Origin of the sequence: Ruegeria sp. HKCCD4315 (genome assembly GCF_013112245.1) — a bacterium.
In the GTDB taxonomy this organism is placed as follows: Bacteria; Pseudomonadota; Alphaproteobacteria; order Rhodobacterales; family Rhodobacteraceae; genus Ruegeria.
In genome coordinates, this window is sequence record NZ_WVRN01000001.1 from 1,337,012 (window position 1) to 1,363,395 (window position 26,384).

The 26,384-nt window shown below is 58.4% G+C and carries 26 protein-coding genes; 15 read left to right on the forward strand and 11 right to left on the reverse strand.

The window, feature by feature from the left end; all coding sequences use genetic code 11:
* Nucleotides 1-11: 11 nt before the first annotated feature.
* From pdxA to lptG, 4 genes are read right to left on the reverse strand one after another with little or no spacing between them, the layout of a single operon-like run.
* Nucleotides 12-977, reverse strand: a complete 966-nt coding sequence (gene pdxA, locus GS646_RS06710; protein WP_171183528.1) for a 4-hydroxythreonine-4-phosphate dehydrogenase PdxA — start codon at nt 975-977, stop codon at nt 12-14.
* Complete coding sequence (locus GS646_RS06715) at nt 974-2,227, reverse strand: peptidylprolyl isomerase (protein WP_171648450.1); 1,254 nt, start codon at nt 2,225-2,227, stop codon at nt 974-976. The genes pdxA and GS646_RS06715 overlap by 4 nt, the downstream gene beginning before the upstream one ends.
* Nucleotides 2,218-4,374: an LPS assembly protein LptD gene (gene lptD / locus GS646_RS06720; protein WP_171183524.1), complete on the reverse strand. Its 2,157-nt coding sequence runs from the start codon at nt 4,372-4,374 to the stop codon at nt 2,218-2,220. The genes GS646_RS06715 and lptD overlap by 10 nt, the downstream gene beginning before the upstream one ends.
* Complete coding sequence (gene lptG, locus GS646_RS06725) at nt 4,374-5,474, reverse strand: LPS export ABC transporter permease LptG (protein WP_171183522.1); 1,101 nt, start codon at nt 5,472-5,474, stop codon at nt 4,374-4,376. The genes lptD and lptG overlap by 1 nt, the downstream gene beginning before the upstream one ends.
* Before the next feature lie 229 nt (nt 5,475-5,703).
* On the opposite strand from lptG, the gene GS646_RS06730 reads away from it, so the two are divergent.
* Genes GS646_RS06730 through GS646_RS06740 form a run of 3 tightly spaced genes read left to right on the forward strand, consistent with a single transcriptional unit; the run spans nt 5,704 to nt 8,711 of the window.
* Nucleotides 5,704-7,170, forward strand: a complete 1,467-nt coding sequence (locus GS646_RS06730; RefSeq protein ID WP_171648448.1) for a leucyl aminopeptidase — start codon at nt 5,704-5,706, stop codon at nt 7,168-7,170.
* 4 nt (nt 7,171-7,174) lie between these two features.
* Entirely contained in the window at nt 7,175-7,633 is a 459-nt protein-coding gene (locus GS646_RS06735) for a DNA polymerase III subunit chi (RefSeq protein ID WP_171183519.1), read from the forward strand.
* Nucleotides 7,634-7,664: 31 nt separating this feature from the next.
* Nucleotides 7,665-8,711, forward strand: coding sequence for an aldo/keto reductase (locus tag GS646_RS06740; protein WP_171648447.1), 1,047 nt, complete (start codon nt 7,665-7,667; stop codon nt 8,709-8,711).
* Between the two features lie 74 nt (nt 8,712-8,785).
* Here GS646_RS06740 and GS646_RS06745 read toward each other — a convergent pair whose 3' ends face one another.
* Nucleotides 8,786-9,772: a GlxA family transcriptional regulator gene (locus tag GS646_RS06745; RefSeq protein WP_171090459.1), complete on the reverse strand. Its 987-nt coding sequence runs from the start codon at nt 9,770-9,772 to the stop codon at nt 8,786-8,788.
* Between the two features lie 133 nt (nt 9,773-9,905).
* Here GS646_RS06745 and GS646_RS06750 point away from each other — a divergent pair, with 133 nt between their 5' ends.
* From GS646_RS06750 to GS646_RS06765, 4 genes are read left to right on the forward strand one after another with little or no spacing between them, the layout of a single operon-like run.
* Nucleotides 9,906-10,820, forward strand: a complete 915-nt coding sequence (locus GS646_RS06750; RefSeq protein ID WP_171183516.1) for a 3-keto-5-aminohexanoate cleavage protein — start codon at nt 9,906-9,908, stop codon at nt 10,818-10,820.
* 60 nt (nt 10,821-10,880) lie between these two features.
* Nucleotides 10,881-11,198, forward strand: coding sequence for a hypothetical protein (locus GS646_RS06755; RefSeq protein ID WP_171183514.1), 318 nt, complete (start codon nt 10,881-10,883; stop codon nt 11,196-11,198).
* Between the two features lie 8 nt (nt 11,199-11,206).
* A complete protein-coding gene (locus GS646_RS06760; RefSeq protein WP_171183512.1) occupies nt 11,207-12,673 on the forward strand; it encodes a carnitine 3-dehydrogenase in 1,467 nt (488 codons plus the stop codon).
* Entirely contained in the window at nt 12,670-13,428 is a 759-nt protein-coding gene (locus GS646_RS06765; protein ID WP_171183510.1) for an SDR family oxidoreductase, read from the forward strand. The genes GS646_RS06760 and GS646_RS06765 overlap by 4 nt, the downstream gene beginning before the upstream one ends.
* Nucleotide 13,429: 1 nt before the next feature.
* Here the strand turns inward: GS646_RS06765 and GS646_RS06770 are convergent, their stop codons facing one another.
* Nucleotides 13,430-13,612 (reverse strand): hypothetical protein, encoded by a 183-nt coding sequence (locus tag GS646_RS06770; RefSeq protein ID WP_171090450.1) that lies wholly within the window; start codon nt 13,610-13,612, stop codon nt 13,430-13,432.
* Nucleotides 13,613-13,691: 79 nt separating this feature from the next.
* A complete protein-coding gene (locus tag GS646_RS06775; RefSeq protein ID WP_171183508.1) occupies nt 13,692-14,561 on the reverse strand; it encodes a helix-turn-helix domain-containing protein in 870 nt (289 codons plus the stop codon).
* Between the two features lie 108 nt (nt 14,562-14,669).
* On the opposite strand from GS646_RS06775, the gene GS646_RS06780 reads away from it, so the two are divergent.
* From GS646_RS06780 to GS646_RS06790, 3 genes are read left to right on the forward strand one after another with little or no spacing between them, the layout of a single operon-like run.
* Nucleotides 14,670-14,873: a DUF2061 domain-containing protein gene (locus GS646_RS06780; protein WP_171090445.1), complete on the forward strand. Its 204-nt coding sequence runs from the start codon at nt 14,670-14,672 to the stop codon at nt 14,871-14,873.
* On the forward strand, nt 14,866-15,768 hold the full coding sequence (locus tag GS646_RS06785) for a fatty acid desaturase (protein ID WP_171183506.1): 903 nt from the start codon (nt 14,866-14,868) through the stop codon (nt 15,766-15,768). Before GS646_RS06780 ends, GS646_RS06785 begins: the two co-directional genes overlap by 8 nt.
* Before the next feature lie 21 nt (nt 15,769-15,789).
* Nucleotides 15,790-16,692 carry an EamA family transporter gene (locus GS646_RS06790; protein ID WP_171183504.1) on the forward strand — a complete coding sequence of 301 codons (903 nt, stop codon included), beginning with the start codon at nt 15,790-15,792 and terminating at the stop codon, nt 16,690-16,692.
* Here GS646_RS06790 and GS646_RS06795 read toward each other — a convergent pair.
* The 4 genes from GS646_RS06795 to GS646_RS06810 form a co-directional block, all read right to left on the reverse strand.
* Complete coding sequence (locus tag GS646_RS06795) at nt 16,689-18,050, reverse strand: DEAD/DEAH box helicase (RefSeq protein ID WP_171183502.1); 1,362 nt, start codon at nt 18,048-18,050, stop codon at nt 16,689-16,691. The genes GS646_RS06790 and GS646_RS06795 overlap by 4 nt on opposite strands.
* Nucleotides 18,051-18,235: 185 nt before the next feature.
* Nucleotides 18,236-19,165 carry a glycosyltransferase family 2 protein gene (locus GS646_RS06800; RefSeq protein WP_253746750.1) on the reverse strand — a complete coding sequence of 310 codons (930 nt, stop codon included), beginning with the start codon at nt 19,163-19,165 and terminating at the stop codon, nt 18,236-18,238.
* A complete protein-coding gene (locus GS646_RS06805; protein ID WP_171183500.1) occupies nt 19,162-19,905 on the reverse strand; it encodes a hypothetical protein in 744 nt (247 codons plus the stop codon). The genes GS646_RS06800 and GS646_RS06805 overlap by 4 nt, the downstream gene beginning before the upstream one ends.
* Nucleotides 19,906-19,954: 49 nt before the next feature.
* Entirely contained in the window at nt 19,955-21,559 is a 1,605-nt protein-coding gene (locus GS646_RS06810; RefSeq protein WP_171183498.1) for a peptide chain release factor 3, read from the reverse strand.
* A 109-nt stretch (nt 21,560-21,668) separates the two neighbouring features.
* Between GS646_RS06810 and GS646_RS06815 the strand changes: the two genes are divergently transcribed.
* The 5 genes from GS646_RS06815 (at nt 21,669) to GS646_RS06835 (ending at nt 26,336) form a co-directional block, all read left to right on the forward strand.
* Entirely contained in the window at nt 21,669-22,031 is a 363-nt protein-coding gene (locus GS646_RS06815; protein ID WP_171183496.1) for a nuclear transport factor 2 family protein, read from the forward strand.
* Nucleotides 22,032-22,106: 75 nt separating this feature from the next.
* Nucleotides 22,107-22,886, forward strand: a complete 780-nt coding sequence (locus tag GS646_RS06820; protein WP_171183494.1) for an SDR family oxidoreductase — start codon at nt 22,107-22,109, stop codon at nt 22,884-22,886.
* Between the two features lie 2 nt (nt 22,887-22,888).
* The gene (locus tag GS646_RS06825; RefSeq protein WP_171648446.1) at nt 22,889-24,001 is read left to right on the forward strand and encodes a hypothetical protein; all 1,113 of its coding nucleotides are present in this window, start codon (nt 22,889-22,891) and stop codon (nt 23,999-24,001) included.
* A gap of 106 nt (nt 24,002-24,107) precedes the next feature.
* The gene (locus GS646_RS06830) at nt 24,108-25,160 is read left to right on the forward strand and encodes a methyltransferase domain-containing protein (RefSeq protein ID WP_171183490.1); all 1,053 of its coding nucleotides are present in this window, start codon (nt 24,108-24,110) and stop codon (nt 25,158-25,160) included.
* Between the two features lie 45 nt (nt 25,161-25,205).
* Nucleotides 25,206-26,336: an ABC transporter ATP-binding protein gene (locus GS646_RS06835; protein ID WP_171183488.1), complete on the forward strand. Its 1,131-nt coding sequence runs from the start codon at nt 25,206-25,208 to the stop codon at nt 26,334-26,336.
* Nucleotides 26,337-26,384 lie beyond the last annotated feature (48 nt).

Genomic DNA, 26,384 nt, shown 5'->3' on the forward strand with positions numbered 1-26,384 from the left:
CAGGTGAAGGATCAAGAGCTTTTTGCCATGCGTTGAGCGAGCTTCAGGGCCTCGATCAGGCTGGTGGGCGTGGCAATGCCTTTCCCGGCGATGTCCAGCGCTGTGCCGTGATCCGGCGACGTTCGGATAAAGGGCAGGCCCAGTGTCACATTCACGCCGCGGTCGAAATCCAAGGTTTTGATCGGTATCAGGGCCTGATCGTGATACATCGCGATCGCCGCATCATAGCGCGCGCGGGCCGCGGCGTGAAACAGCGTATCTGCCGGGTGGGGGCCAGTGAGCGTCGCGCCATCGAGGTTCAGTTCAGCGACAAGCGAGGCAATCCAATCGCCTTCCTCAGTTCCCATTTTGCCGCCTTCGCCCGCATGAGGGTTGAGGCCAGCGATGGCGATGCGCGGGTTGGCGATGCCGAACTGCTTGCGAAGGCCAGCAGCGGTAATCTCGATCGTATCGCGTAGGAGATCCGGGGTCAGGGCTTCTGGAACTTGTGACAACGGAATATGAATTGTAGCAGGCACAACACGCAGTTGATCGCTGGCCAACATCATCACGACCCGTTGCGTTCCAGAAAGGGCGGCAAGAAACTCGGTATGGCCGGGATAGCTGAATCCGGCCCCGTCTATCAGAGCTTTTTTGTGGATGGGCGCTGTGCAAAGCGCCGAGGCGTGTCCTGCTTTTACCAAGTCGACACCGGTTTCGATGGCATCGATCACAGAAGGTGCATTGGCGGGGTCGGGCTGGCCAGGCACATTGGGGACCAGGAAGTCCAGTTGTAGGACGGGCAACGCTTGATCGCAGACCGTCAGGGCCTGCGCGGGATCTTCGATTTCCGCGACCGGAGTCCCAGCAGGCAGGTGGCTGGCATCGCCGATATAGAAGAACGGGCAGGAGCCGCGTAGCTCGTCCCAAGCTTTGGCCGCTATTTCGGGACCGATCCCCGCCGGTTCACCACAGCTGAACGCGATTGGGCGGGTCATTCCTGAACGATAATAGCGTCGGCCCGCAGCTGTTCCACCAGGCTTTCGGCAAAGGCTGTAAGGCGTTGCTGTGCCAAGGCATTGGCCACGTCCGCGCGAGAGGTGTTTTCACCCAGATCACGTGTGCGGTTGCACAGCATCAGGAACATCAGCGTTTGACCGTTGTTGCGCGTCAGGTTTGTAGACACCTCGTTGCGGTCCAGATTGGCCAATTCTACCGCGACATCACGGGGCACCTCAGAAGGGGCGGCGTCGATGCGTTCCAAGACTTCTGGGGGTTGATCCTTGGCGATTCCATAAAGGTCATCGCAGGTGTCGATCTCTTCTTTCAGGCGTGTGGCTTGCGACAGCGCGTCGGCATTGCGGCCACCTGGGATGTAGTAGATCGCATAATCCAGCTTTGAGATCGGGGCGGCTGAGGTTGCAACTTCACGAAGGCCGCGCATCTGGAACAAGGCGACAGCATTTGGCAACGAAATGGGATCCGTGACCTCTCCGTTTTGAAGTCCCAGGATTACAGGCTGCAGAGCTGGCGGAAGGTCTGTGATGTTCAGCCAGTCCAACCGTCCGCCCTGATCACGGGTGGCGGCTGCGGAATATTGTGCTGCGGCTGCCGAAAACGCATCAACACCTTCCAGCCGCGAGATTTCCTGAGCCAGCAGTTCGGTCTGCGCAACGGTTTGCTGATTCACCGGGATGATAATTTCGGACAAAAGGACTTGAAGCCCACCGCCCCCGGTCTGCCCAAGGGCCCGGTCGATCTCATCTTCGGTGGGACGCGCCTGAGACAGGTAGCGTGAGCTGATGTAGTCACGCCAAGCCAACTGATCCGCGATGTAATCCCGAACGGTCTCAGGGTCGACGCCTGATTCCCCAAGCAATTGCAGGAACTGTTCCGAGGATAACTGGCCGCGCGACGCAAATTCGTCGATGCCCAGTTGGACGGCCTCGGGGGCCGCTTGCACGCCAGCTTCGCGCATGACTTGTTGGCGCAGCTTTGCATTGATCAGGGCGTCTCGCACGTCGGCTTCGCTGCCGCCGGGCAGGCCCAGTACGTTCAGGAATTGCAGCCGTTGTTCGAGTTCGTACCAGGTAACGATGTCCTGATTGACCCGGATCGCAGGAGAAAACAGGCTTTGCGCCATGGAATGCGTGCCTGCAACTGCGAAAATCGCGGCAGTCAGCGCCGGTGCGACCGGTTTAAGCCAACCGGAACGTAGAAACCTGGAGAAACCTGATATCAACTGCATGTTCTCTTGTATGTCTTGCCACCGCTTTCGACAGAGTACCCTGTCAATGACAGGGTAAACCCGAATTCTGTCGAAGGCTCAATAGTGGATGTTGAAGTAAAGCGCCGGCTTACAGACATGTTAACCTGCACGCATTCGTTGCGATATGTCACGCCCAGACCCAAACGGATCGGTTCGGATTGGCCCAGATCATAGCGCGCCTGGGCATTCGTCAGCCAGTTCTGATCGACCTGATACCGGCCGACAAGCCAGATTTCCGAGATCTCGTCGACGATATTTTCCGCTGGATCCGGTTCCTGCCAGATGTAACTGCCGGAAATCCTCGCAACCTCGTTTGTCCAGGCACCACGCAGTTCTGCTTTGACAAAACTGAAATCGCTGTCGATCAGTCCGCGACCGCCAAGGGACCAGCCATTGTTGGTTTGAATCTGTCCTGCGATCAGCAGATCGGATGAGGTGCCTTGCAAACCCGATGTCAGGGTGAAATTCGGATCGGCATCCGCCCGGAACACCTGACCGACGGTGGCCAGCGCCTGCCAGCCGCCTGCACCGTAACGGGCCCAGTTCAGGCCAACAACACCTGTTGCACCGTCTTCGCGCTGATCTTCCGCTGGGAAACGCGAGAGCGCCAGCAAGTTACCCTGATCGAATTCCTGAAAAGTGCTCTCGTCATTTGGCACGTCTGTGTCCGACACATGCGTCCATCCGATCTGAGCGATGGGCTCAAGGAATTGCACGGCACCTGATTGCTCGCGCCGCGTCATCGGATAGCGCAATGTCAGAGCAGCCCTTGGCGTTGAGCGTGTGACCTGCGAGGGGAAATTGCTGTCATGGCGAATGTTGAACGTGTCGACAGATGCCCCCAGCGTTACGTCGGCGCGCAGGCCCGAAGCGAAGGTCCAGCTGCGCAGCCACTCTGCGTCAAACGTGGCGCGGGCGATGTCTCGGCCAACAATGTCTGCGTCGCTTGTACGTTCATGGGCGTGGCCGATAAAGGCCAGCCGCACTTCGCCGCCCAAAGCACCGGGGAAAAAGCGTTTTTCGTAATTCAAATCGAATACGCGAGACGGAATTTCGTCCTGGTTTTCACTTTCGCGCAGCGTTTTGTAATGGATCAGGCTGGTTTTGAATGCGGTATCTCGCTTGATCCGCTCCAGCGAAAGTTCACTGCGCAAACGGTCCGGATCAGGCAGGCCGTAATCCACAAGATAGGCATCATCCGAGGCGGTTTGCACTTGGAAGGTCAGCCGGTAGTCATTCTTGAGGTTGAACCAGCCATTTGCGAACAGGTAGCCACGATCTTGATCAGGCTGAATGTCATCGCGGGTATAGGCACCATCTAACTGAATACGTCCGTTCACAAAGGCTTGACGGTATCTGTAACCCAACGTTGTCGTGTTGCCTGATACATAAGGTGTCAGCGTCAGGTCCTTGTGGTCCCCCAGCTTGATGAAATACGGAACCTGAACGCCTGTTCCCAATTGTGAGGTACTGCGGATCGAAGGCACCAGAAAGCCTGTCGCGCGGTCAAGCGTGGGATCGGGTAGGCGCAGATAGGGGAAATAGAATACCGGGTAGTCCAGCACCCGAAGCTGCGCGCCTTCGAAATAGAGCTGTTGTTCCAACTGGTCATGGGTGACACGACGGGCCCTAATCTGCCAGAGCGGCGGCTTGCCGTTGGCGCAGACATGGCAGGACGTAGCCGAGACTTTACTGAATTGTGTATAGCGGCCCGCTGCTCGTTTTGCCTGGACCGAAGCAATCTGAACCTGCTGGTCAAACACCATTCGTGCACCGATCAGCAAACCGTTTTGAATGCCACTGTCGAGCTGTCCAGAGTCCGCCAGCAGCGTTGTCTGACCGCCCTGATCGATACGGATGGGGCCTTCCAGTGTCAGCTGACCGGTTTCACGGTCATAAGTCACACGCTGAGCGGACAGCTTGATGTCGCCCTGAAAAGCCTCGACATTGCCTTCAGCCACCAGTTTGCGTTCAGGCGTGATGAAAACCTTGTCGGCGACCAGCAGGGCGGGCTCTTCCTGCGTTTCTGCGCCCTGAGGCTGTGCAGGCGTCGATTGGGCCACAAGGGGTGCCGGGGCGGACAATGCCAGCGCGCCGGTCAGCAAGAGGGGAACAAAGCGCCGCATCAGCCGTCCTCCGCATGAAGCAGCAAGCCAAGAGACAGCAAAATGGCAGCAAAGGGCGGTGCCCAGGCAGCGATGTATGTGGGCAATTGTCCGTTTTCCCCGAGGATTTGCGCAAAGTTGCGGACGAAGTAGATGGCAAAGCCAAGCAGAACCGCTGTTAGTACCGCAATACCCGTTCCGCCAAAGCGGACGTGACGCATGGTGAAGGCTGCTCCGATCAGGACCATCGAGACCAGAAAGAAGGGGCGTGCCAGTTGCACTTGCAGCCAGACCTCATACTGTTTGGTCGAAAAGCCTGCTTCGCGCAGATCCGCGATCAGTTGCGGCAGGTCGTAAACCGAAACGGAATCTTGTTGTCCCAGCGTGTCGAGAATGCGCTGGCGGGTTAGCGAAGTCGGAAGGTCCAGGCGGTCATGAACAACGGCGTTGGTTTCGGGGTTCCCACCGTCTTGCATGGACCAGATCTTGGCGTTGGAAAGAATCCACCGGCCATCCTCCAGATCGGCCCGGTCGGCAATGATCTGTTGGGTTGGCTTTCCATCGCGTGCAAATGTGATCACTGTCACGTCGTCCAGTCCCAGCTTGTCGCCGTTTGAGGTGCCCCGCGCGTGGATCACCGCTTGTCCGTTTTCCGCCGATTGGCGCAGCCACAACCCTTCACTGCTGATCGACAGGGCAGAGCTGCCATTGTTGCGATAGGAATCGGACAGGCGCTGGAACTCTTCCGAGGTGGCAGCGGCGATTGGGTTCAGCAATGCCACGGCCAGCACACCGATGGTGAGTGCAAGAAGGACAGGCGCCACCAAAGCGCGGATGCCCGAGCGGCCGGTGGCACGTGTCACCACAAGCTCTGAGGTGCGCGCAAGCCCTACGAAAAGGGCGATGGTCGACAAAATGACCAGCAGCGGTAGCATTTCGCTGATCGCGGCCGGTGTGTTGAGCAGTGTAAGTTGCAACAACTGACCGAAAGACAGGTCATAATCGTCAAACCGGCGAATCTGTTCGATCAGATCGATAAGAATCATCAGTGTTAGGAAAATGCCGCCAATGACCAGAAAACTCTGCATGAAACGTCGGGCGAAGTAGCGGTCGAGGATCACAGGCGCGCCCCCGCAAAGCTTGCAACACGGGCGTTCGGGCCGCTTGCGCGCGCGCAGAATGTTCTGCGCAACGGCTTATGCCTGCCCTCTCGTGCCACGTCTTTCTCCCCCGAGCCTGCCGGTTATTTTTCGGAGACCTTAATGCAATTGAAGGCCGGGGAAAACTGCTATCTGGTCAAGCGGTGCTACGCGGGCTAGGTCTTGGGGAACAGAATTTGAGGAGTTTACAATGAGCAGTCTGGTACCGATCCGCTTTCAGGAGTTTGACTTGGATGCGATGGCGCAGGCCGAAGGTCGGGTGGTTATCATCATCCCGTCTGACGGCAAGATGAGCCCCGCCGCCCGAAGGGCTAACCGTCTGACAAAAGGGGCTGTCGCGCGGCTGGTCGAAAGCGGGTCTTTCGAAAAAACCAAGACTGCAGATGTGATCTCGCTGGCGTGGCCTGCGGGGATGGTGGCCGAAGCCCTGGACGTTCTGGTGCTGCCGCGCCGCCCTGAGGCGGACGAGGCGCGCAAGGCGGGTGCTGCTGTGGCAAAGCTGGCAGGCGGCAAGGACGTGCTTGTGATGGTTGGCAATCAGGCGCGCACAGAAGATCTGGCTTTGGGTATCGCGCTGCGCAGCTACGACTTTGACGCGCATAAGACCAAAGAAAGCGAAGACGCAGGCACGGTCACAATCAGCCATTCGAAACCTGACGAGGCAGAGGCGGAATTTGCGCCGCTTTACGCAATTGCTGATGGCGTGCGGATGACCCGCGATCTGACCAATGAGCCCGCAAACGTTCTGACAACCTCCGAATTCGCCGACCGCCTGGTCGAGATGCAGGAGCTGGGCCTTGAGGTCGAAGTTCTGGACGAAGACAAGCTGGCCGAGCTGGGAATGCGCACATTGCTGAGCGTCGGGCAGGGCTCGGACAGCCCGTCCAAAGTGGTCGTCATGCACTGGAAGGGGGGTGACAAGGGCGATGCGCCGCTGGCTTTGGTCGGCAAGGGTGTGGTGTTTGACACAGGCGGTATCTCTCTGAAACCAGCGGGTGGCATGGAAGAGATGACCATGGATATGGGTGGCGCAGGTGTTGTCGCCGGTACCATGCGCGCGCTGGCCAAGCGTAAGGCCAAGGCCAATGTCGTTGGTCTGGTTGGATTGGTTGAAAACATGCCATCCGGCAATGCCACACGCCCCGGTGATGTGGTCAAGTCTATGAAAGGCGATACGGTCGAGATCATCAACACCGATGCCGAAGGTCGCTTGGTTCTGTGCGACGTGATGTGGTACGCGCAGGAACGGTTCAGCCCCGTTGGCATGATCGATCTGGCCACGCTTACCGGCGCGATCATCATCGGGCTGGGGCACGAGAATGCCGGTGTGTTCTCGAACAACGATACATTCTGCAACGCATTCCTGAAATCCGCCAAGGCCGAGGATGAAGGCGCGTGGCGGATGCCGTTGGGCGATGCCTATGACAAGTTGCTGAAATCGCGAATCGCCGACATGAAAAACATAGGGGGTCGGCCCGCGGGCTCGATCACCGCCGCGCAGTTCCTGCAACGGTTTGTCAAAGAAGAAACGCCTTGGATCCATCTGGATATCGCGGGTGTGGCCTCGGTTTCCGCTGAGACATCTTATGCACCCAAAGGCGCCACCGGTTGGGGTGTTCGCGCGCTCAGCCGGTTTGTGCAGGACAATTTCGAGTAGGCTTATGGGCGCTGTCTATTTCTACCACCTGACCCGCCAGCCGCTGGAGCGCACCTTGCCGGTGCTGCTGGACAAGGCGCGGCAGGCCGGGTGGAAGATTGACGTGCGGGGCATCGACCCCGCGCGGATGGACTGGCTGGATGAAAAGCTGTGGCTGGGGCCCGAAGACGGGTTCCTGCCGCATGGCCGCGAAGGTGGCCCCCATGACGCAGAGCAGCCAATTTTGCTGACCACAGGTTCGGAAGCTGCCAATGGCGCGTCCTGCGTCATGGCCGTTGACGGCGCGCCGGTCGAGGCGGAAGAAGTCACCGCGATGGAACGTGTGTGCATCCTGTTTGATGGCAATGACGATATGGCTGTTCAACACGCGCGGGGGCAGTGGAAATCGCTGACCGCTGCGGGGTGTTCGGCACAATACTGGTCGGAGGAATCCGGGCGGTGGGAAAAGAAGGCTGAAGCCTGACGGGCGACGCCGTTTTCGGGAGATTTGAAAGATGCAAATGAAGCCCTTGGGCCGTACAGGAATTATGGTGAGCGAACTGTGTCTTGGAACCATGACTTTTGGCACACAGACCTCCGAAGCCGATGCGCACAAGCAGATGGACATGGCGCTGGATGCTGGCATCAACTTTGTGGACGCAGCCGAGATGTATCCGGTGAACCCGGTTTCAAAAGAAACGATCGGGCGCACCGAAGAGATTCTGGGCAACTGGAACGCGGCCAATGCGGCGCGGCGGAGCGATTACATTCTGGCGACCAAGCATTCCGGCGAGGGGTTGTCCTTTGTACGCGACGGTGCGCCGATCACAGGCAAGACGATCCCCGAAGCGATCGAAGGGTCACTGAAGCGGTTGCAGACAGAGTGCATTGATCTCTACCAGTTTCACTGGCCGAACCGTGGCAGCTACATGTTCCGCCAGAATTGGGATTTTGCGCCAACCGGGCACAACACCGATGACGTTCTAGAGAACATGCAGGAGTGTCTGGAGGCGTTGCAGGCTCAGGTCGACAAGGGCAACATCCGCGCCTTTGGTCTGTCCAACGAAAGTGCATGGGGCACGGCGCAGTGGGTGCGTTTGGCCGAAAAGATGGGTGCGCCGCGTGTGGCATCGGTTCAGAACGAATATTCTCTGCTCTGTCGTCTGTTCGACACGGATATGGCCGAGCTATGCGTGCATGAAGATGTCGGGCTGATGGCGTTCTCGCCTTTGGGTACCGGGTTGCTGACGGGTAAGTATCAGGGTGGTGCCGTCCCGGACGGTTCGCGCATGTCGCTTTCGCCTGAACTGGGCGGGCGCAAGTCTGATCGGGTGTTTGATGCGGTCGCGGCTTATCTGGACGTTGCTGCGCGCCATAGCTTGGATCCGACGCATATGGCATTGGCCTGGTGTCGTACACGTCCGTTCATGATGTCCGCTATTTTTGGCGCGACCACGATTGAGCAGCTTGAACACGTATTGGCTGGCGCGGATCTGACGTTGTCAGATGAGGTGCTGGCAGAGTTGGATGCAGCCCATAAGGCGCACCCAATGCCGTACTGAGGGCAGGGGGCGCTGCCCCCGCCGCCTTCGGCGGCTCCCCCGAGGTATTTTTAGCCAGATGAAGTTGGATCCGGTCAGTGATGGGTGGGGTGCGCGCGCTCTTGCCTGAGGTCGCGGGCGGACTGGCCGTGCGCGGTGCGAAAGGCACGGGCAAAGCTGGATTGTGAGGCAAATCCCGTGGCCAGCGCCACGTCCATCAGCGGCATGTCGGTGTCGGTAACAAGTCGGCGGGCCTCGGCCAGGCGCAGTTGCAGATAATGGTCCTGCGGCGTGGTGTTCAGGCGCAGACGGAACTGTTGTTGCAACGTACGCGGGCTGGTGCCCAGTCGGTCTGCGATATAGGCAAGCGGCAGGGGGTCATCCAAAGAGTCCTGCATCAGTGAATTGGCCTTGGCGGTCAAAGCTGTGTGGCGGTGTGGTGCGCCAGTGCGACTTTGCGGTTTGGCAGGGTCTGGAGCGCCTTCGTAGAGGAACAAGCCCGAAACGCGCGCCGCGAAACCCGCGCCATGGCGGGCGGCGATGATGTGCAGCATCATCTCAACCGCTGGGATCGCGCCCCCTGACGTCAGCCTAGTGTCCGAGACGGTGTAGCGGTCAGGGCGTACATCGACCTCGGGGAAGCGCGCGGCGAAGTTTTCCAAGTCTTCCCAATGGGTGGTGGCGGCGTGACCGTCAAGCAGCCCGGCCTCGGCCAGCAGCCATGGGCCGCCGTCGATGCCTGCCATTGTTGCACCGGTGCCTGCGATCCGGCGTAGACCCGCGAGCAGGCTGGGGGTGGCGTGACGGGCCAGTTGGAACCCGGCCACAACGATCATCAGGTCACAGCCTTGTAGACGTGCCAGCGGGATGCCGGGCACTTGCAGGGCGCTGGTCAGCATTGCCGGTTCGGGTGTCGCTGTCACATAGTCCCAGTCAAAAGCCGGGCGGTCGGCCAGACGGTTGGCCGCGCGCATCGGGTCGACGGCCGAGGCGAAGCTGAGCGTGTTGCAGTCATCAAGCACCAGCACCGCCGTTTTCAGGGCGCGATGTTCGGGTTGCAGTATGTTTTTTGCGGATTGCATCAAGTTCGATTCGCATTCTGGCAAGTTGTTTTCCCAAGGCTGCGCCAGAGTCGGGTCAGAACGCAAATCGGAATCCGGGGAGAAGCCTGGGGAAAACTCAGGTCAAAACCGGGTATAACTTGGGGAAAACGCCATGCCTCTGGAAATGAACCGTGATGTCTTTATCACCTGCGCCGTGACCGGCTCGGGTGGAACGCAGGATCGCAGCCCTCATGTACCGCGCTCGCCGCAGCAGATTGCCGACAGCGCGATTGCTGCCGCCAAGGCTGGGGCTGCAGTTGTGCATTGCCATGTGCGTGACCCCGAAACCGGTGCGCCAAGCCGTCGGCTGGACCTGTATCGTGAGGTGACAGACCGGATTCGCGACGCCGACGTGGACGTTGTTCTGAACCTGACCGCGGGGATGGGTGGGGACATCGTGTTTGGGGGCGTTGAAAGCCCGTTTCCTGTGAATGAGGCCGGGACTGACATGATCGGCGCGTCGGAGCGCGTTGCGCATATTGCCGAGTGTTTGCCCGAAATCTGCACTTTGGACTGTGGCACCATGAACTTTGCCGAGGCCGACTACGTCATGACCAACACGCCCGGTGCGCTGCGCGCTATGGGACAGATGATGACGGATATGGGGGTAAAGCCCGAGATCGAAGCCTTTGACACCGGCCACCTATGGTTTGCCAAGCGGTTGGTGAAAGAGGGGATTCTGGAGCCCAACGCGTTGGTTCAGCTGTGCATGGGTGTGCCGTGGGGTGCGCCGGACGATCTGAATACCTTCATGGCGATGGTGAACAATGTCCCCGATGATTGGACCTACAGCGCATTTTCGCTGGGGCGTAACCAGATGGCTTATGTCGCCGCTACGGTGCTGGCGGGCGGCAACGTGCGCGTGGGTCTGGAGGATAACCTGTGGCTGGACAAGGGCGTGCTGGCCGAGAACTGGCAACTGGTCGAACGGGCCGGGACCATCATCGAGAATATGGGCGCACGGGTCATCGGGCCGCAAGAAGTGCGCGAGAAGTTGGGATTGGAAAAACGCGCGCCCAAAAACTGATTTGTTCGCGTTGGACGGCCCAATCCGAAAGCTCAGGGTGTCAGCATAAGGATTTAAACCATGCGAGCGTTTCTGGTGATGTGCGTGGCGCTCCTGATGCTGTGCCTACCCCGGGAAGGGGCAGCGCAAGCCACAGAGGACGACTTGGCCCGCCAGGAGTGCGAAGCCAAGGGTGGACGCTATGAGGTGGGTGGGCGACTCCGGCAGTTTATCTGCTTTGAACCTTTGCCAGACGCCGGGGAGTCCTGTGAAAAAGCCTCCGATTGTGCAGGGTTCTGCCTGTCGGACACCAAACAATGCAGTGCCGTTACGCCGAAATTCGGATGTATTTCGCATCTGGATGAGGCGGGGCAGGCACAAGTGATCTGTATCGATTAGAGGACGATATGACAAAAACGGCAGCAATCATCGGGGGTGGGGTCATTGGCGGCGGTTGGGCTGCACGGTTCCTGCTGAATGGCTGGAACGTCCGGGTGTTCGACCCGGACCCGGAAGCAGAACGCAAGATTGGTGAGGTTCTGGACAATGCGCGACGGTCTCTGCCGGGCTTGAGCGATGTGCCGTTGCCGGCCGAAGGGACGCTGAGCTTTCATGATGACATGGCCGACGCCGTAGAAGGCGCGACTTGGATTCAGGAAAGTGTGCCGGAACGGCTGGATCTGAAACTAAAAGTCTACAAGGGTTTGCAAGAAGCTTGCGACCCGGGCGCAATCATCGGGTCGTCGACCAGCGGCTTCAAACCCTCGGAACTGCAAGACGGCGCGCTGCGCCCCGAGCAGATCGTCGTCACACATCCGTTCAACCCGGTCTACCTGCTGCCGCTGATCGAGCTGGTGCCCACCGACAAGAACCCGCCCGAAATGGTCGCGCGCGCGCAGGAGTTGCTGAAATCGGTCGGGTTTTTCCCGCTGCACATCAAGAAGGAAATTGACGCGCATATTGCGGACCGGTTCCTTGAAGCGGTGTGGCGAGAGGCTCTGTGGCTGGTCAAGGACGGCATTGCAACGACCGAAGAAATCGATGAGGCGATCCGGATGGGCTTTGGCATCCGTTGGGCGCAGATGGGCCTGTTCGAGACCTACCGCGTGGCCGGGGGCGAGGCCGGGATGCGTCATTTCATGGCGCAATTTGGTCCGGCTTTGAAATGGCCTTGGACCAAGCTGATGGATGTGCCCGAATTCACCGATGAGCTGGTCGATATGATCGCCGATCAGTCCGACGCACAATCTGGGATGCACTCGATCCGCGAACTGGAGCGCATTCGCGACAACAACCTTGTGGGTATGATGCGGGCCCTCAAGGCGCAGAATTATGGGGCAGGCGCGGCTCTGAACCAGCATGATGCGCTGTTAAAACCGGGTGCCTTGCCGACATTGGATCAGGCGGACCTGAGCCAGCCGATCCTGACCCTGTCGCGCGCCGTCCCGCTGGATTGGACGGACTATAATGGCCACATGAATGAGGCGAAGTATCTGGAGGCCTTTGCCGCCGCCACGGACCGCTTCATGGAGATCATCGGTTGCGACATGGAGTACATCTCGTCGGGCGGCAGTTACTTCACCGCCGAAAACCACATTCGTTACATCGATGAGGTCAACGCGGGTGCAAAGATCGAGGTGCGCACGCAGATGCTGCTGGGGCAGGGTAAGAAGCTGCACGTGTTCCACAGCATGTATGAAGGCGACAAGCTGCTGGCCACAGGCGAAAGCTTTTTGCTGCATGTCAGTCTCGAGACGCGCCGACCCAGCCCTCCTTCCCCTGAAATCGAAGCGGCGATGGCTCGTATTGCCGAAGCTCAGTCCGCGTTGCCCTACCCCGAAGGTGCGGGGGCCGCTATTCGGAAGCCCTCATGAGACGAAGGGTGCTTGTGACCGCTGGCGCGTCTGGTGTCGGTCGCGCCATGGCCGAAGCGTTTGATGCGGCTGGATATGATGTCTGGGTCACGGATATCGATCCGGTGGCATTAAATTCTGTTCCGGATCATTGGACGGCACATCGCGCGGATGTTGTGGATGAGGCCGACATGCGCGGCGTTTTTGACGCTGTTTCGCAGGCGGGTGGTTTGGATGCGTTATGTGCCAATGCCGGAATAGCAGGGCCAACGGATGCCATCGAAGACATCGATTTGAACGCTTGGCGGGTCTGCGTCGCGGTTAATCTGGACGGTGCGTTTCTGGCTGCCAAATATGCCGCCCCGTTGATGAAGTCAGCGCGGGCGGGCAGCATCATCCTGACTTCGTCGACGGCAGGTCAGTACGGCTATCCGTTTCGTGCGCCGTATGCCTCGGCAAAATGGGCGGTCATTGGATTGATGAAAACACTTGCGATGGAACTGGGCCCGCATGGGATACGCGCAAACGCAATCTGCCCAGGCGCAGTTGAAGGCCCGCGCATGGAAGGTGTTCTGGCCCGTGAGGCAGAAGCCAAAGGCATGAGCCGCGATGCGGTGTACCAAGGCTATGCCTCAGGCACGTCCATGGGGCGCTTTGTCGAAGCGCAGGACATAGCCAATATGGCCGTCTTCCTTGCGTCAGATGCGGCGCGGCTGGTGTCGGGTCAGGTCATCGCGGTGGATGGTCACACGGTTAATCCTGACCCAAAACTGTGATCTAGCCCTGATTTGGCCCACGGATCTGGCGGATGGTCTGACGGACCGCCTGCCAGTCCTGTGCTTCCTGCTGGTTTCCGGCAGCCTCGCATTCGCGCATTTTCTGCGCAGCTTCGGCCTCGGCCCGGTCTCCGTGAGCGGCGTAAAGGGCACGTGCGTATTGAGCGGTTTGTAATGCGTCCATTCCTGTGGTCCTCCGTCTGTGGTCGGAATGCCCGAAGGTTCGCGCCAACGGACCATAGCACAGGATTGGTCTGCCCGCATCATGTGGTTTCAGAAATTCTGGATCTGAGCTGCCGCAGGTGGTTGGGAAAGTTTCGGGCAGTCACATCAGCTTCGCGCACCAGCGTGTCGAAGTGACGTGTAAAGGTTTCGATTCGGTCCCGGTCGCGGAACGCCATATAGTGACTGCCAGCGTAGAACACGCAAAGCAGGGGGCCGAAAATCGTCACCGGCGCGGAATAGAGGCGTTTGGCATCAAATAGATAGATCCGCATTCTGGGGTAAAGCTGATCGCAAAGTGTCAGAAGGTGGTCGATCTGTTCCAGCCGCACCTGCGCGCTAAGGCCGCTGTAATACCCTGTGGCGCTTGCAAAGCTCTCGATTTCGAACAGCGGCATGGCGATTTCATAATCCGATTGCGCGCTGCGCATCCAGGCCAACCTGTCCTCAGACGCGCCGATGGCCTGATCTGCCGTGCGCCCCAGATGCGGGGCATATTCCCATTCCAGCACAGCACGGGTCTTGAGCATGTCGGGCAGGGTCGCCGGGACATAGCGAACCTTGTAACCAGCGGCCTCCTTGTGCCACTCGAAGATCCGTTCATCGACCAGCGCGCGGGGGGCTTCGGTGAAACTCAGAGAGCTGGCCAGAAGCTCGGCCGCGCTTTCGGGCCTGTCAGAGAGGCTCAATAACCAATCGGCTGAAACACCAAGTGCGGCCGCGCATCCTCCGACCACATGCGCGTTGGGCAGACGCGCACCATGCCCGGTCAAAAGCTGCGATACGGTCGAACGATCAACACTGATGTGCCGTGCCAGCGCGCTTTGACTGATGTCTCGCTGCTCCATCGCCTGAGCCAGACGTTGACGGAACTGAGCGGCGCGATCTCTTTTGTCGATTTTTTCCTGCATATATTGATAAATATCATAGATGTTGAATTTTGTTAATCATATTCAGAATTCCCACCATGACCATCGCCCTGTAACCCTTTGAAAAAAGCAAAAAGACTGAGGGTCGGAATGGAAACGCGGCGAAGATCTGTCGTGAAAGCAATCGTTTGGAATGTCATGGGGCTTGTCACCATGACTGTTGTGGGGCTGATTGCCACGGGCTCGGCTACTGTGGGCGGGGTTGTGGCGCTGGTGAACACCGCCATTGGCCTGACCATGTATGTGATTTACGAGCGGGTTTGGGCAGGTATCTCGTGGGGGCGCAATGGCTGAGCGACCCACTTCCCAATCGCCTGAATGGGGCACATTGTTCCTGATCATTGCCTGCTATGGGGCGTGGCTTGCAGGTCTGTTTTGGTTGGCAAGCCTGTCAGTTTGGCTGGCCGTTCCAGCCCTTGCTGTTGTTGCGGCGCTGCATTCGTCGCTGACACATGAGGCCCTGCACGGGCATCCTTTCCGCACAAAATGGGTAAACGAGGCGCTGATGGCGCTGCCGCTGACGCTGTTCATCCCGTACAACCGCTTTCGGGATTTGCACCTGGCGCATCATCAGGATGCAGCGTTGACCGATCCATATGACGACCCGGAATCGAACTATTTGGATCCCAAGGTCTGGTCGACTCTTCCGCGCGGCTTACAAAAGCTGCTGGCGGTCAACAACACGCTGCTTGGGCGCATGGTCTTGGGCCCGGCTATCGGACAAGTTCTGTTTCTGCGCGACGAATGGCGAGGCGCGCGGCATTGGGACAAGGATATCCTGCTGGCTTGGGCTTTGCACCTGCCGGGTGCGGCGGTGGTGCTGTGGGTTGTTGCCCAGTCGTCTATGCCGGTTTGGGCCTATTTGATTTCTGCCTATTTCGGGCTGGGGCTGCTAAAAATACGGACCTTCCTTGAGCACCGTGCGCATGAAAAATCCCGTGCGCGTACGGTTATTATCGAAGACCGGGGCCCGCTGGCTTTTCTGTTTCTGAACAACAACCTGCACGTGGTTCATCACATGAACCCCAACGCCCCGTGGTACCAGTTGCCGCAACTGTATGAAGACGGCAAGGATAGGTATCTGGCCTGCAATGAGGCTTACGTGTACCGGTCTTACGCGCAAATTTTCCGGCAGTATCTGCTGCGCGCGAAAGACCCTGTGCCGCATCCGCTCTGGCCAAAGTCCTGATTTGACGACACAACGGGTGGCATGAGTCTCTGGATCCCTGTCACCATCGCTGCCGCCAGTTTTCAGACGGTACGTTTCATGCTGCAAAAGTCGCTGAGCAGTGTGAAACTGTCTGCGGCTGGCGCAACGTTTGCGCGCTTTGCTTATTCCATGCCGTTGGCCGTTGCGGGTTTGATGGTCGCTTTGCAGGTAACGGGGGCAAGCCTGCCACCGCTCAGCCCTTTGTTCTGGCTATACGCGGTGATCGGCGGGACGGCGCAGATACTGGCGACGATTTGTGTTGTTGCCCTGTTCAAGCAGCGCAACTTTGCGGTGGGGATCACCTTTAAGAAAACCGAAGTGATTCAAACCGCGATTGTCGGCTTTCTTGTGCTGGGGGATCGCGTGTCAGCGGGTGCGCTTGTGGCCATTCTGTTGGGGCTTGCCGCAGTTCTGCTGCTGTCGAAAACACCCGGAGGTGATGGGGCTTGGTGGCGGCATCTGACCAACCGCGCCTCTCAACTTGGGCTTGGTTCGGGTGTGCTGTTTGCATTTTCCGCCGTCAGCTATCGCGGTGCTTCGTTGCAGCTGGGTGAGGTCGATGCGTGGTTTCGGGCCTTGGTCACTCTGGCCGCCGTAGTCACGTTTCAATTTCTCAGCATGGGGCTGTGGCTGTTGTGGCGCGATCGGTCCGAGTTGATCGCAGTCTGGCAAACGCGGTCCACCGGCATCTTTGTCGGGCTGACCAGTCTGGGTGGGTCGTTCTGCTGGTTCTGGGCCTTCACCTTGCAAAACGCTGCATATGTCAAAGCTTTGGGGCAGGTCGAATTGCTCCTCAGCTTGATGGCCTCGACATTGTTCTTCCGTGAAACGATCACCCGGCGAGAGATCGCCGGAATGACTTTACTGGGGCTTTCGATACTGGCTCTGGTGCTGGCAATTTAGCCAGCACGACGCTCATCAAAGCTAAGAGCGATAAAGCTGGGCAGATGATCACCCATCCCCACAACAACCGGACCGTTATCAGCCTTGCGGCCTCGACCGCGCCCTTTCGGTTCGCGCTCTTTCCGGGTGTCCTTAGCGCCTTCCTGGTCTTTGGCCCTTTTCTCGGGCTTCGGTTTCTCAGATTTGGGCTTTTCGGGCTTGGCCTCTTCCTTGACCGGGTTGTCGATGCGCGGGATGTCTTTCTGGATCAGCTTTTCGATTGCATCCAAAGCTTTCTCATCACGGCCCGAGCAAATCGTGATGGCCTTGCCTTCGCGCCCGGCGCGACCGGTGCGGCCGATGCGGTGGACGTAGTCCTCGGCATGGCCGGGCACGTCGAAGTTGAACACGTGACTGACCGAAGGAATATCCAAACCCCGCGCGGCGACGTCCGAGGCCACCAGCAGGCGCAACGATCCATCGCGGAACCCGTCCAGCGTTTTCATGCGCTGCGACTGGTCCAGATCACCATGGATCGCGGCAGCGTTATAGCCGTATTTCTTCAGCGATTTCGCGCAGATATCCACATCTGTCTTACGGTTGCAGAAGATGATCGCGTTGGTGCACTTGTCGCCCTCGGCATCGATCAACGCACGCAGAACTTTGCGTTTGTTGCTGGCCTCACGATCGCGGCGACCGCCTTTGAACATGACGACGCCCTGTTCGATGGTCTCGGATGCGGTGGCCTGACGGGCAACCTCAATCCTGGCAGGGGCGGATAGGAAGGTGTCGGTGATCCGCTCAATCTCAGAGGCCATGGTGGCCGAGAAGAACAGGGTCTGGCGCGTGAACGGCGTCAGCGAGAAGATGCGTTCGATATCGGGAATAAAGCCCATGTCCAGCATCCGGTCGGCTTCGTCCACCACCATGATCTGAACACCGGTCAGCAACAGCTTGCCGCGTTCGAAATGGTCCAGCAGGCGGCCCGGCGTGGCGATCAGAACGTCAACGCCCCGGTCGATCAACGCCTCTTGCTCCTTAAAGCTGACGCCGCCGATCAACAGCGCTTTCGTCAGTTTCAGGTGCTTTGTGTAGGTGTCGAAATTCTCAGCCACCTGCGCGGCGAGTTCCCGTGTCGGGCACAGAACCAGCGAACGCGGCATGCGTGCACGGGCGCGGCCACGGGCCAGCAGAGTGATCATCGGCAGGGTAAAGCTGGCGGTTTTGCCAGTGCCGGTCTGCGCAATCCCCAGAACATCGCGACCTTCCAGAGCAGGCGGAATCGCACCTTCCTGGATCGGAGTGGGAGTTTCGTATCCGGCTTCCTCAATGGCTTTGAGGACCTTTGGGTTCAGGTTCAGTTCGTTAAACTTTGTCATGTAAGTCCGGTTTTTGCGGACACTTGACCTGGCCCGCGCGTCAAAGATGTGCCGGGCCCGGATGGCCATGCGCGCAATGCGCCTGTTCGGCTTGGGGGCGGACATAACAAAAACGTAGGTCAGGGTCAAATGAAGTCGGCTTAATGCGGGGCACGCAGACTGTTCGCAAGATTTTCCGCAACAATTCAGCAGCTTCCGGGGAAGTGTTTCGCCATTTTTGCATCCAAATCCAGGGGGCGGTGCCGCAACAGGCCGTGCCGGTCCAGTCGAGCGCGCACTTCGGGGTCTGCGCCGCTCATTTCATAGAAAAAAGCGCGCAGTCCTTCCATGCCCTGTTCGTCCTCAATCCAGTTGAGCAGTTCGTTTTTGTTCAGCCCGCCTTGCTCGCGCGGTACATTTGGGGCCATGCCTGCCTGATACGAGCCGCGATCCATGCGGAATTGGTAATGCCCGATCCAGTGATCCCAATCCGGGGCGTGTCGGTGGCACAGTTCAACTTCGGGCAGCTCGTATTTGCAAGGCAGCAGTTTTTTGTTCTGAAACAGGTTGTGTATGCGGAAGTTCAGGTACTTCAGACCGGTTCGTACGAACAGCTTGCCCTGCACGTGGCTGAGAAAACCGCCCAGAACAAATGCTCCGTAGGTCGGGTAGATGGCTTCGACCAGAGCCTCGCGGTTGGGGCCCTGGGGGATGTGTGCCTTGTACAGATCGTCACCGCCAGCCAGGGCTTCCATAGGGCGGACGCGTGCGGCGTTGAGGTTGGGCGGCACGTTGCCCAGCACTTCGGCGATCGGGATCGGGGACCAAAGAAACTCGTCTACATCGATATGCGTCAGCCAATCCAGGGGCGTGTTGCGATAGGCAAATGTCGCGTGAACCGTCTGACGGACCTGATGCTTTTCCGGCCTTGCACGTCCTCGCTTTTCCCAAAACGCATCGTCGCAAACCCGCACGCGCACTTTGGGGTGCATCCTGAGCGCTCGAAAGGTGTGCCGGTTGGGTTCGTCCATGTAGATATACATGAAGTCTGCGCCCAGCTCGAGGTGATGCGCCACAAAGCGCAGTACGTTCTCGGTCGAACCCCGAACCATCGATACGATACCCCAGGTGGTCATGCGCGCGTCGCGCGGGCGTCGCGCATCTGTTTCAGGCGGCGAAAGACACCGCCGGGATCTTTGTTGAGTTCCGTCATCAGGTGATCGACCAGCGGCGCGATGGTTGGGTCGTGCATCGCCTGGGTCCAGATTGGGGCGATAAGATTGACGTCCAACCCACCTTTTTCAAAAGAAAAACCCTTCATCTGAAAGGGCAAATCTACATGGTTTTTGTCTTCGAACCGAAAGGGCGAATCTGGGGCCAGACCCGAGAACAGGCGTTCAAATTCGTAAAGCTTCATCAGACCAAACAGCATCCGCAACGCGTGACCCACCTCGCGCTGTGTCGCCGTCTGGCCGTGGTCTGCAAATGTCTGAACCGAAGACACCAGCCAGCGCAGGTCGAGTGTGGCCAGCAGGTGATCGGACTGTTCGTCCCACAATCGGCAGAAAAGGGCTGGCGCGTGGCGGGGAAAAGACCGTTTTCTAAGGTTCGAAATCAATTGCGCGTTTAGGAAGGCCAGTTCCGACTGACCAACAAACTCGCGCGCGATTTGGGCGCGTTTGCGATCCCACGTGGTGCTGCGTCCGACCGGCACTTCGGTGGCGCTGTCTGGAACCGTGCGTCTGGCCAGATCATCCAGATCAACGTCGGGATCGGGCAGCGTGAGGGTGCCGAACTGAAACGGACTGCGCCGGTTCTCATAGCTGTCCAGCATGTCTGGCAGACCACCGGGATAGGTCAGTTCGTCGTCACTCATGTGCGCAGGATTGCACAGCCGGGTTCGGCTGCGCAATCAGCCAGTTGGATCACACCATCATCTCTTTTGTCGCGGTCAGGTTTAGCGCCGGATAGTCGCGCACGACCCGGTCGATGTCCCATTGCAGGCGCGTCAGATAGACGATGTCACCGTCATGATCATGGGCGATGTGCTGCTTGTTGGCGTTGACGAACTTCTCGACCTCGGCCTTGTCACCGCTGACCCATCGGGCTGAAGTGAATTGCGACGCCTCGAACCGAACGGGCAGGCCGTATTCCATCTCAATCCGGCTGGCGAGCACTTCGAATTGCAGCGCGCCGACAACGCCGACGATAAAGCCCGACCCGATTGAGGGTTTGAACACTTTGGCCGCGCCTTCTTCGGCGAATTGCATCAGGGCTTTTTCCAGATGTTTAGCTTTCATCGGATCGCCCGCGCGGACACCTTGCAGCAGTTCCGGCGCAAACGAAGGAATGCCGGTAACGCGCAGCGCCTCGCCCTCGGTCAGCGTATCGCCGATGCGCAGTTGGCCGTGGTTCGGGATGCCGATGATGTCCCCGGCCCAAGCCTCTTCGGCCAGTTCGCGGTCGGATGCAAGGAACAGAACCGGATTCGAGATCGCCATGGGCTTTTTGGACCGCACATGCGTCAGCTTCATGCCACGTTTGAAGTGACCTGAAGCCATACGGACAAAGGCAACCCGGTCGCGGTGCTTGGGGTCCATATTGGCCTGCACCTTGAAGACAAAGCCTGCGACTTTCTTTTCGTCGGGCGCAATCTGACGCGGTTCCGCCGATTGAACCTGCGGCTGTGGGCCATAAGCACCGATACCTTCCATCAGCTCTTTGACGCCAAACGAGTTGATCGCCGAACCAAACCAGATCGGGGTCATGTGGCCTTCCAAAACCGCCTGCGGGTCAAGTGCTGGCAGCAGTTCACGCGCCATCTCGACCTCTTCCAGCAGTTTTTCCAGCAGATGCTCGGGCACATGTTCGGCCAATTTAGGATCGTCCAGCCCGTTGATCTGGATGCTTTCGGCCACCTTGTTGCGGTCAGCGCGGTCCATCAGTTCCAGCCGGTCACGCAGCATGTCGTAACAGCCGATGAAATCACGGCCCACGCCAATCGGCCAAGCGGCTGGCGTGACGTCGATGGCTAGCATTTCCTGAATTTCGTCGATGATCTCGAACGTATCGCGGCTTTCCCGGTCCATCTTGTTACAGAAGGTCAGGATCGGAAGATCGCGTAGACGGCAAACCTCGAACAGTTTCTGCGTCTGGCTTTCCACACCTTTCGCACCATCGATCACCATGACGGCCGCGTCCACCGCAGTCAGCGTGCGATAGGTATCCTCGGAAAAGTCCGAGTGACCGGGTGTGTCCACCAGATTGAAGCGGAAATTGTCATAGTCGAACGACATGGCCGATGCGGAAACCGAGATGCCCCGATCCTTTTCCATCTGCATAAAGTCCGACCGCGTCCGCCGTGCCTCGCCCTTGGCGCGCACCTGACCGGCCATCTGGATCGCGCCCCCGTACAACAGGAACTTTTCCGTCAGCGTCGTCTTGCCCGCATCCGGGTGCGAGATGATGGCGAATGTCCGGCGGCGGGCGATCTCGGGCGGCAGGGTGGGTTGGTTCGAGGTATCAAGCATGAGCGCGCGTATATGCGGGGAAACCCGCCGAAGCAAGACAAAGGGGGTGGTTCGAATCATGTGCCTGTGGCAATAAGAACATATAGTGAACAAATAATGGAGAGGATCAATGAATTTGAAAGAGATTGCAGATGAACTGGTCGCCGGATGCCGTGAGGACCGTGCCAAGGAAAACCTGTTTAAGCTTTACGCTCCCGATGCTGTTTCGGTCGAAGGGCAGGACTTTCAAGGCATGGGGCGCGAAACCCACGGCGTGGAAGCCATACGTGGCAAGCATGAGTGGTGGGAAAGTGCCCATGAAGTCTCGGGGGCTTCCGTCAGTGACCCGTTTCCCCATGGTGACGACCGTTTTGCCGTGATTTTCGAAGTGCAGGGCACTGTGAAAGATACCGGTGAAGCTTTCGATATGCGCGAAGTGGGTGTCTACCACGTTGCCGATGGCAAGATTGTGCGGGAAGAGTTCTTTTATTGATGAACGAACCGTTTCTGGTCTTCTTTGTCTGGCCAGTGCTAGACATGCGCACGAAGACAGGCAAAGGGGATCAGAATGGATCTTGGCATTCAGGGAAAACGTGCGCTGGTGTGTGCCAGTAGCAAAGGGTTGGGATTGGGCTGCGCCGAGGCGTTGGCCGAAGCAGGCGTTGATCTGGTGATGAACGCACGGGGTTCTGACGCTTTGGAGGCTGAGGCTGCGCGTCTGCAGAATGACTACGGCGTCAAGGTGAACACCGTTGCCTGTGATGTCACCACAGCCGAAGGGCAAAAGGCCGTGATTGATGCGGCGCAGGGCGTTGATATTCTTGTGACAAATGCAGGTGGCCCCCCTCCGGGTTTGTGGTCGGACTGGGATCGTGACGACTTCATTAAGGCGTTGGATGCCAACATGCTGACGCCAATTGCGTTTATGAAAGCACTGTTGCCCGGAATGATCGACAAAGGATGGGGGCGTGTCGTCAACATCACGTCGCAATCGGTGCGTGCTCCGATCCCGGCCTTGGGGTTGTCGAACGCGGCGCGCACGGGTCTGACCGGATATGTGGCCGGCACGTCGCGTCAGGTTGCGCCCTTTGGGGTCAATGTCAACAACCTGCTGCCGGGAATTCATGCCACCGACCGGGCGGATTCACTGGACAGCGGTGTCGCATCGCAACAAGGCATTTCGATGGATGAGGCGCGTGCAAACCGAGCAGCCACGATCCCTGCACGCCGCTACGGCACGCGGCAGGAATTTGGTGCCGCTTGCGCGTTTCTTTGTTCGCAACAGGCAGGTTTCATAATCGGGCAGAACATTCTGCTGGACGGTGGCGCCGGAAACATGACGATGTAAACATGGCTCAGAATTTCTCTTTAAAAGACCAGTTGTTCAATGCGGAAAAAACCCGTTATCTCGCGGGTTTGTTTGACGCAGCTGATGCGTCTTTTGATGCCGAGGCGTTTCATGCACAGGTCATGTCGCGTCTGCTGGAACTGGAACTGAAAGAGAGAATGGCGTGGATTTCAGACTGTCTTCAACAGGCTGTGCCGGGGGGCCTGCCAACGGTTGCCCCCGTCATCCTGCGGGCTTTGCCGCCGCCTTTGGACCCCACGAAAACAGATGACGATTTCGGAGATTTCATCTTTGCCCCCTTGGGCGAATGGGTGGCGGCGATCGGGCAGGATCATGTGGAACTGGCGTTGGATGTGTTGGAAGAGATAACACAGCGGTTTTCCATGGAGTGGGCCATTCGCCCGTTTCTGAATCAAGCCCCTGATGCTGTGATAAAGCGGATGCAACAGTGGTGCAGCCATGACAGTTATCATGTGCGCCGGTTGGTCAGCGAGGGCACACGCCCCCGGTTACCATGGGGACAGGGGATTGATCTGGAATTGACCGATCCGCTACCGTTGCTGGACCAGCTGCACGGGGACGGCACACGCTATGTCACCCGGTCTGTGGCCAACCATCTGAACGACATCACCAAGAAGAACCCCGAACTGGTATTGGAACGCTTGAAAAAGTGGCGCGTTGCTGGGCAACAAAACACGGCCGAGTTGAATTGGATGACGTCGCACACATTGCGCGGGCTGGTGAAAGCAGGACACCCTGAGGCGATGAAGGTGCTGGGGTTTGATCCGGATGCTGAAATAGCTGCGTCAATTGATGTGATTTCTGAAGCCCGGATTGGTGATGCGCTTGAGTTTTCAGTTGCCCTGACCGGTGCAGGCGAACAGCCGGTTCTGGTGGATTATATTGTTCATTTCCAACGCCCTGGTGGGAAAACCTCGGCCAAGGTGCATAAACTCAAGCAGGCGGCGCTGAAGAATGGTCGCTTGCACCTAAGCAAACGTCATAAGCTGAAGGGCGACGCCACAACGTTCAAACTGGTGCCCGGTGCGCATCGTCTTGAGGTGCAAGTGAACGGCAAGGTTCGTGCAGGTGTCGATTTCGAGCTGCTGGGCTAGGCCCACATATAAAGTTAACGTTTTTGTAAAAAACGCAGGCTTTGGATTGCTTGACACAGCGCGCTGCATTACCTGCGGACCAACCAAGTATGAAGGGAAGACTGCGATGAAGCATGAATCGGTGCAGAATTACTATGGTGAAGTCCTGCAGAGCAGCGCGGATTTGCAGACCAACGCGTGCTGTACGCCCGATGACATGCCGGATCACGTGAAAAAGATCCTGTCGAAAATCCATGACGACGTGCTGACCCGGTACTACGGCTGTGGTTTGATCGCGCCTCTGGATCTTGAGGGCATGTCGATCCTCGATCTGGGCTGCGGCGCGGGGCGTGACGTCTATGCTTTGTCAGCCATGGTGGGCGAAACGGGCCGGGTGGTTGGTGTCGACATGACGCCCGAGCAGTTGGAGGTTGCCCGTGCGCATCAGGACTATCACGCCCAAGCCTTTGGGCACGCCAAAAGCAACGTTGAATTCCATCACGGCTATATCGAAAAGCTGGATGAGCTGGACTTGGAGCCCGGATCCTTCGACATCATCGTGTCGAACTGCGTCATCAACCTGGCCACCGACAAAGATGCAGTTCTGCGCGGCGCGCATCGGCTGCTGAAAGAAGGCGGCGAGATGTATTTCTCGGACGTTTACGCAGACCGCCGTATCCCGCAGGCGATGGCCGAGGATGAAGTGCTGTATGGCGAATGCCTGTCGGGTGCATTGTACTGGAATGACTTCCTGTCGATGGCCCGTAAGGCCGGTTTTGGTGATCCAAGACGCGAGACTCACCGTCCGTTGACTATCGAAAATCCCGCGCTCGAAGCACGTGTGGCACCGCTTAAGTTCCTGTCGGCGACGTATCGATTGTTCAAACTGCCCGCACTGGAACCGGCTTGCGAAGATTACGGCCAGGCGGTGATCTATAAGGGCACTGTGCCCAACGCCCCGCATGAGTTTGTTCTGGACGATCATCACATCATCGAAACCGGCAAGGTCTTTCCGGTCTGCGGCAACACATGGATGATGCTGCAGGACACGCGGTTCGCGCGGCACTTTGACTTTATCGGTGACTTCTCGACCCATTACGGCATCTTCGAAGGCTGCGGCGGTGAAAGCCCGTTTGAGGCCGTGGGTGAAACCGCATCCTCGGGCGGCGGCTGCTGCTGATCCCTTGCACCTGAGGGGCGGGGTTGCTATCCCCGCCTAAGCCCGATGGAATTGATCGGGAAAGGCAATTGGGGTCCATCGGTGTCAGGTAACGCAACTCCTCCACGTCTGGAAATTCGCAACATTATCCGCCGCTTCGAGGGGCGGGTTGTGGTGGATGACGTGTCACTGACCGTTCAGGCGGGCAAGGTGACGTGTTTGTTGGGGCCGTCGGGCTGCGGCAAATCCACGACGCTGCGCATGATCGCCGGGGTCGAGATGCAGGACTCGGGCGAGATATACGTAGATGGCAAGCTGATTTGCGACACTGTCTTCCGGGTTCCCCCGGAACGGCGAGAGATTGGCCTGATGTTTCAGGATTTCGCGCTGTTTCCACATCTGAGCGTGGCCAACAATGTCGCTTTTGGCCTGAAAGGCAGCAAGGATGAAAAACGCGCCCGGGTTGAAGAACTGCTTCGCAAAGTAGATCTGATGCGCTTCATCGACGGGTTTCCGCATCAGTTGTCTGGGGGTGAGCAGCAGCGTGTGGCGCTAGCCCGCGCCTTGGCACCGCGCCCTCGGATCATGTTGATGGATGAGCCGTTTTCTGGTCTCGACAACCGTCTGCGTGATGGCATTCGGGACGAAACGCTGTCCATCCTCAAGGAAGAGGACGCCGCCGTTTTGCTGGTCACGCACGAGCCGGAAGAGGCGATGCGCATGGCGGATGAGATCGCGCTGATGCGGCGTGGTAAGGTGGTGCAGCAAGGCGCGCCCTATAACGTTTACACTCGACCAGCAGATAAAGCTGCCGTGGCTTTTTTCAGTGATGTCAACGTGTTGCGGGCGCAAGTCAATGGGGCGTTGGCTGATACGCCGTTTGGTCAGTTTCTTGCGCCAGGTATCCCGGATGGAACAGATGTCGAAATTGTATTCCGCCCGCAGCACGTCAAGCTGGACTTTGACCGCAACGGTAAGGGGCCTTCGCCTACGCCCTCGGCTGGTGTGGCTGCGCGGGGCGTGGTCGAGCGTGCGCGCTTTCTTGGAAACGAAAGCCTTGTAGAGTTTCGCATGGATTATGATGGCTCGATCCTCAAGGCGACGGTTCCAAATGTCTTTGTGCCGGGTCCGGGTCGCGTCATGTGGCTGACCATTCGCCGGGACAGGTGTTTTGTATTCCCCGAGAGCAAAACCTGACCTGACGATTTCCACCCAAGTGGTGCGCGAAAGCCTCAGATTGCAGTC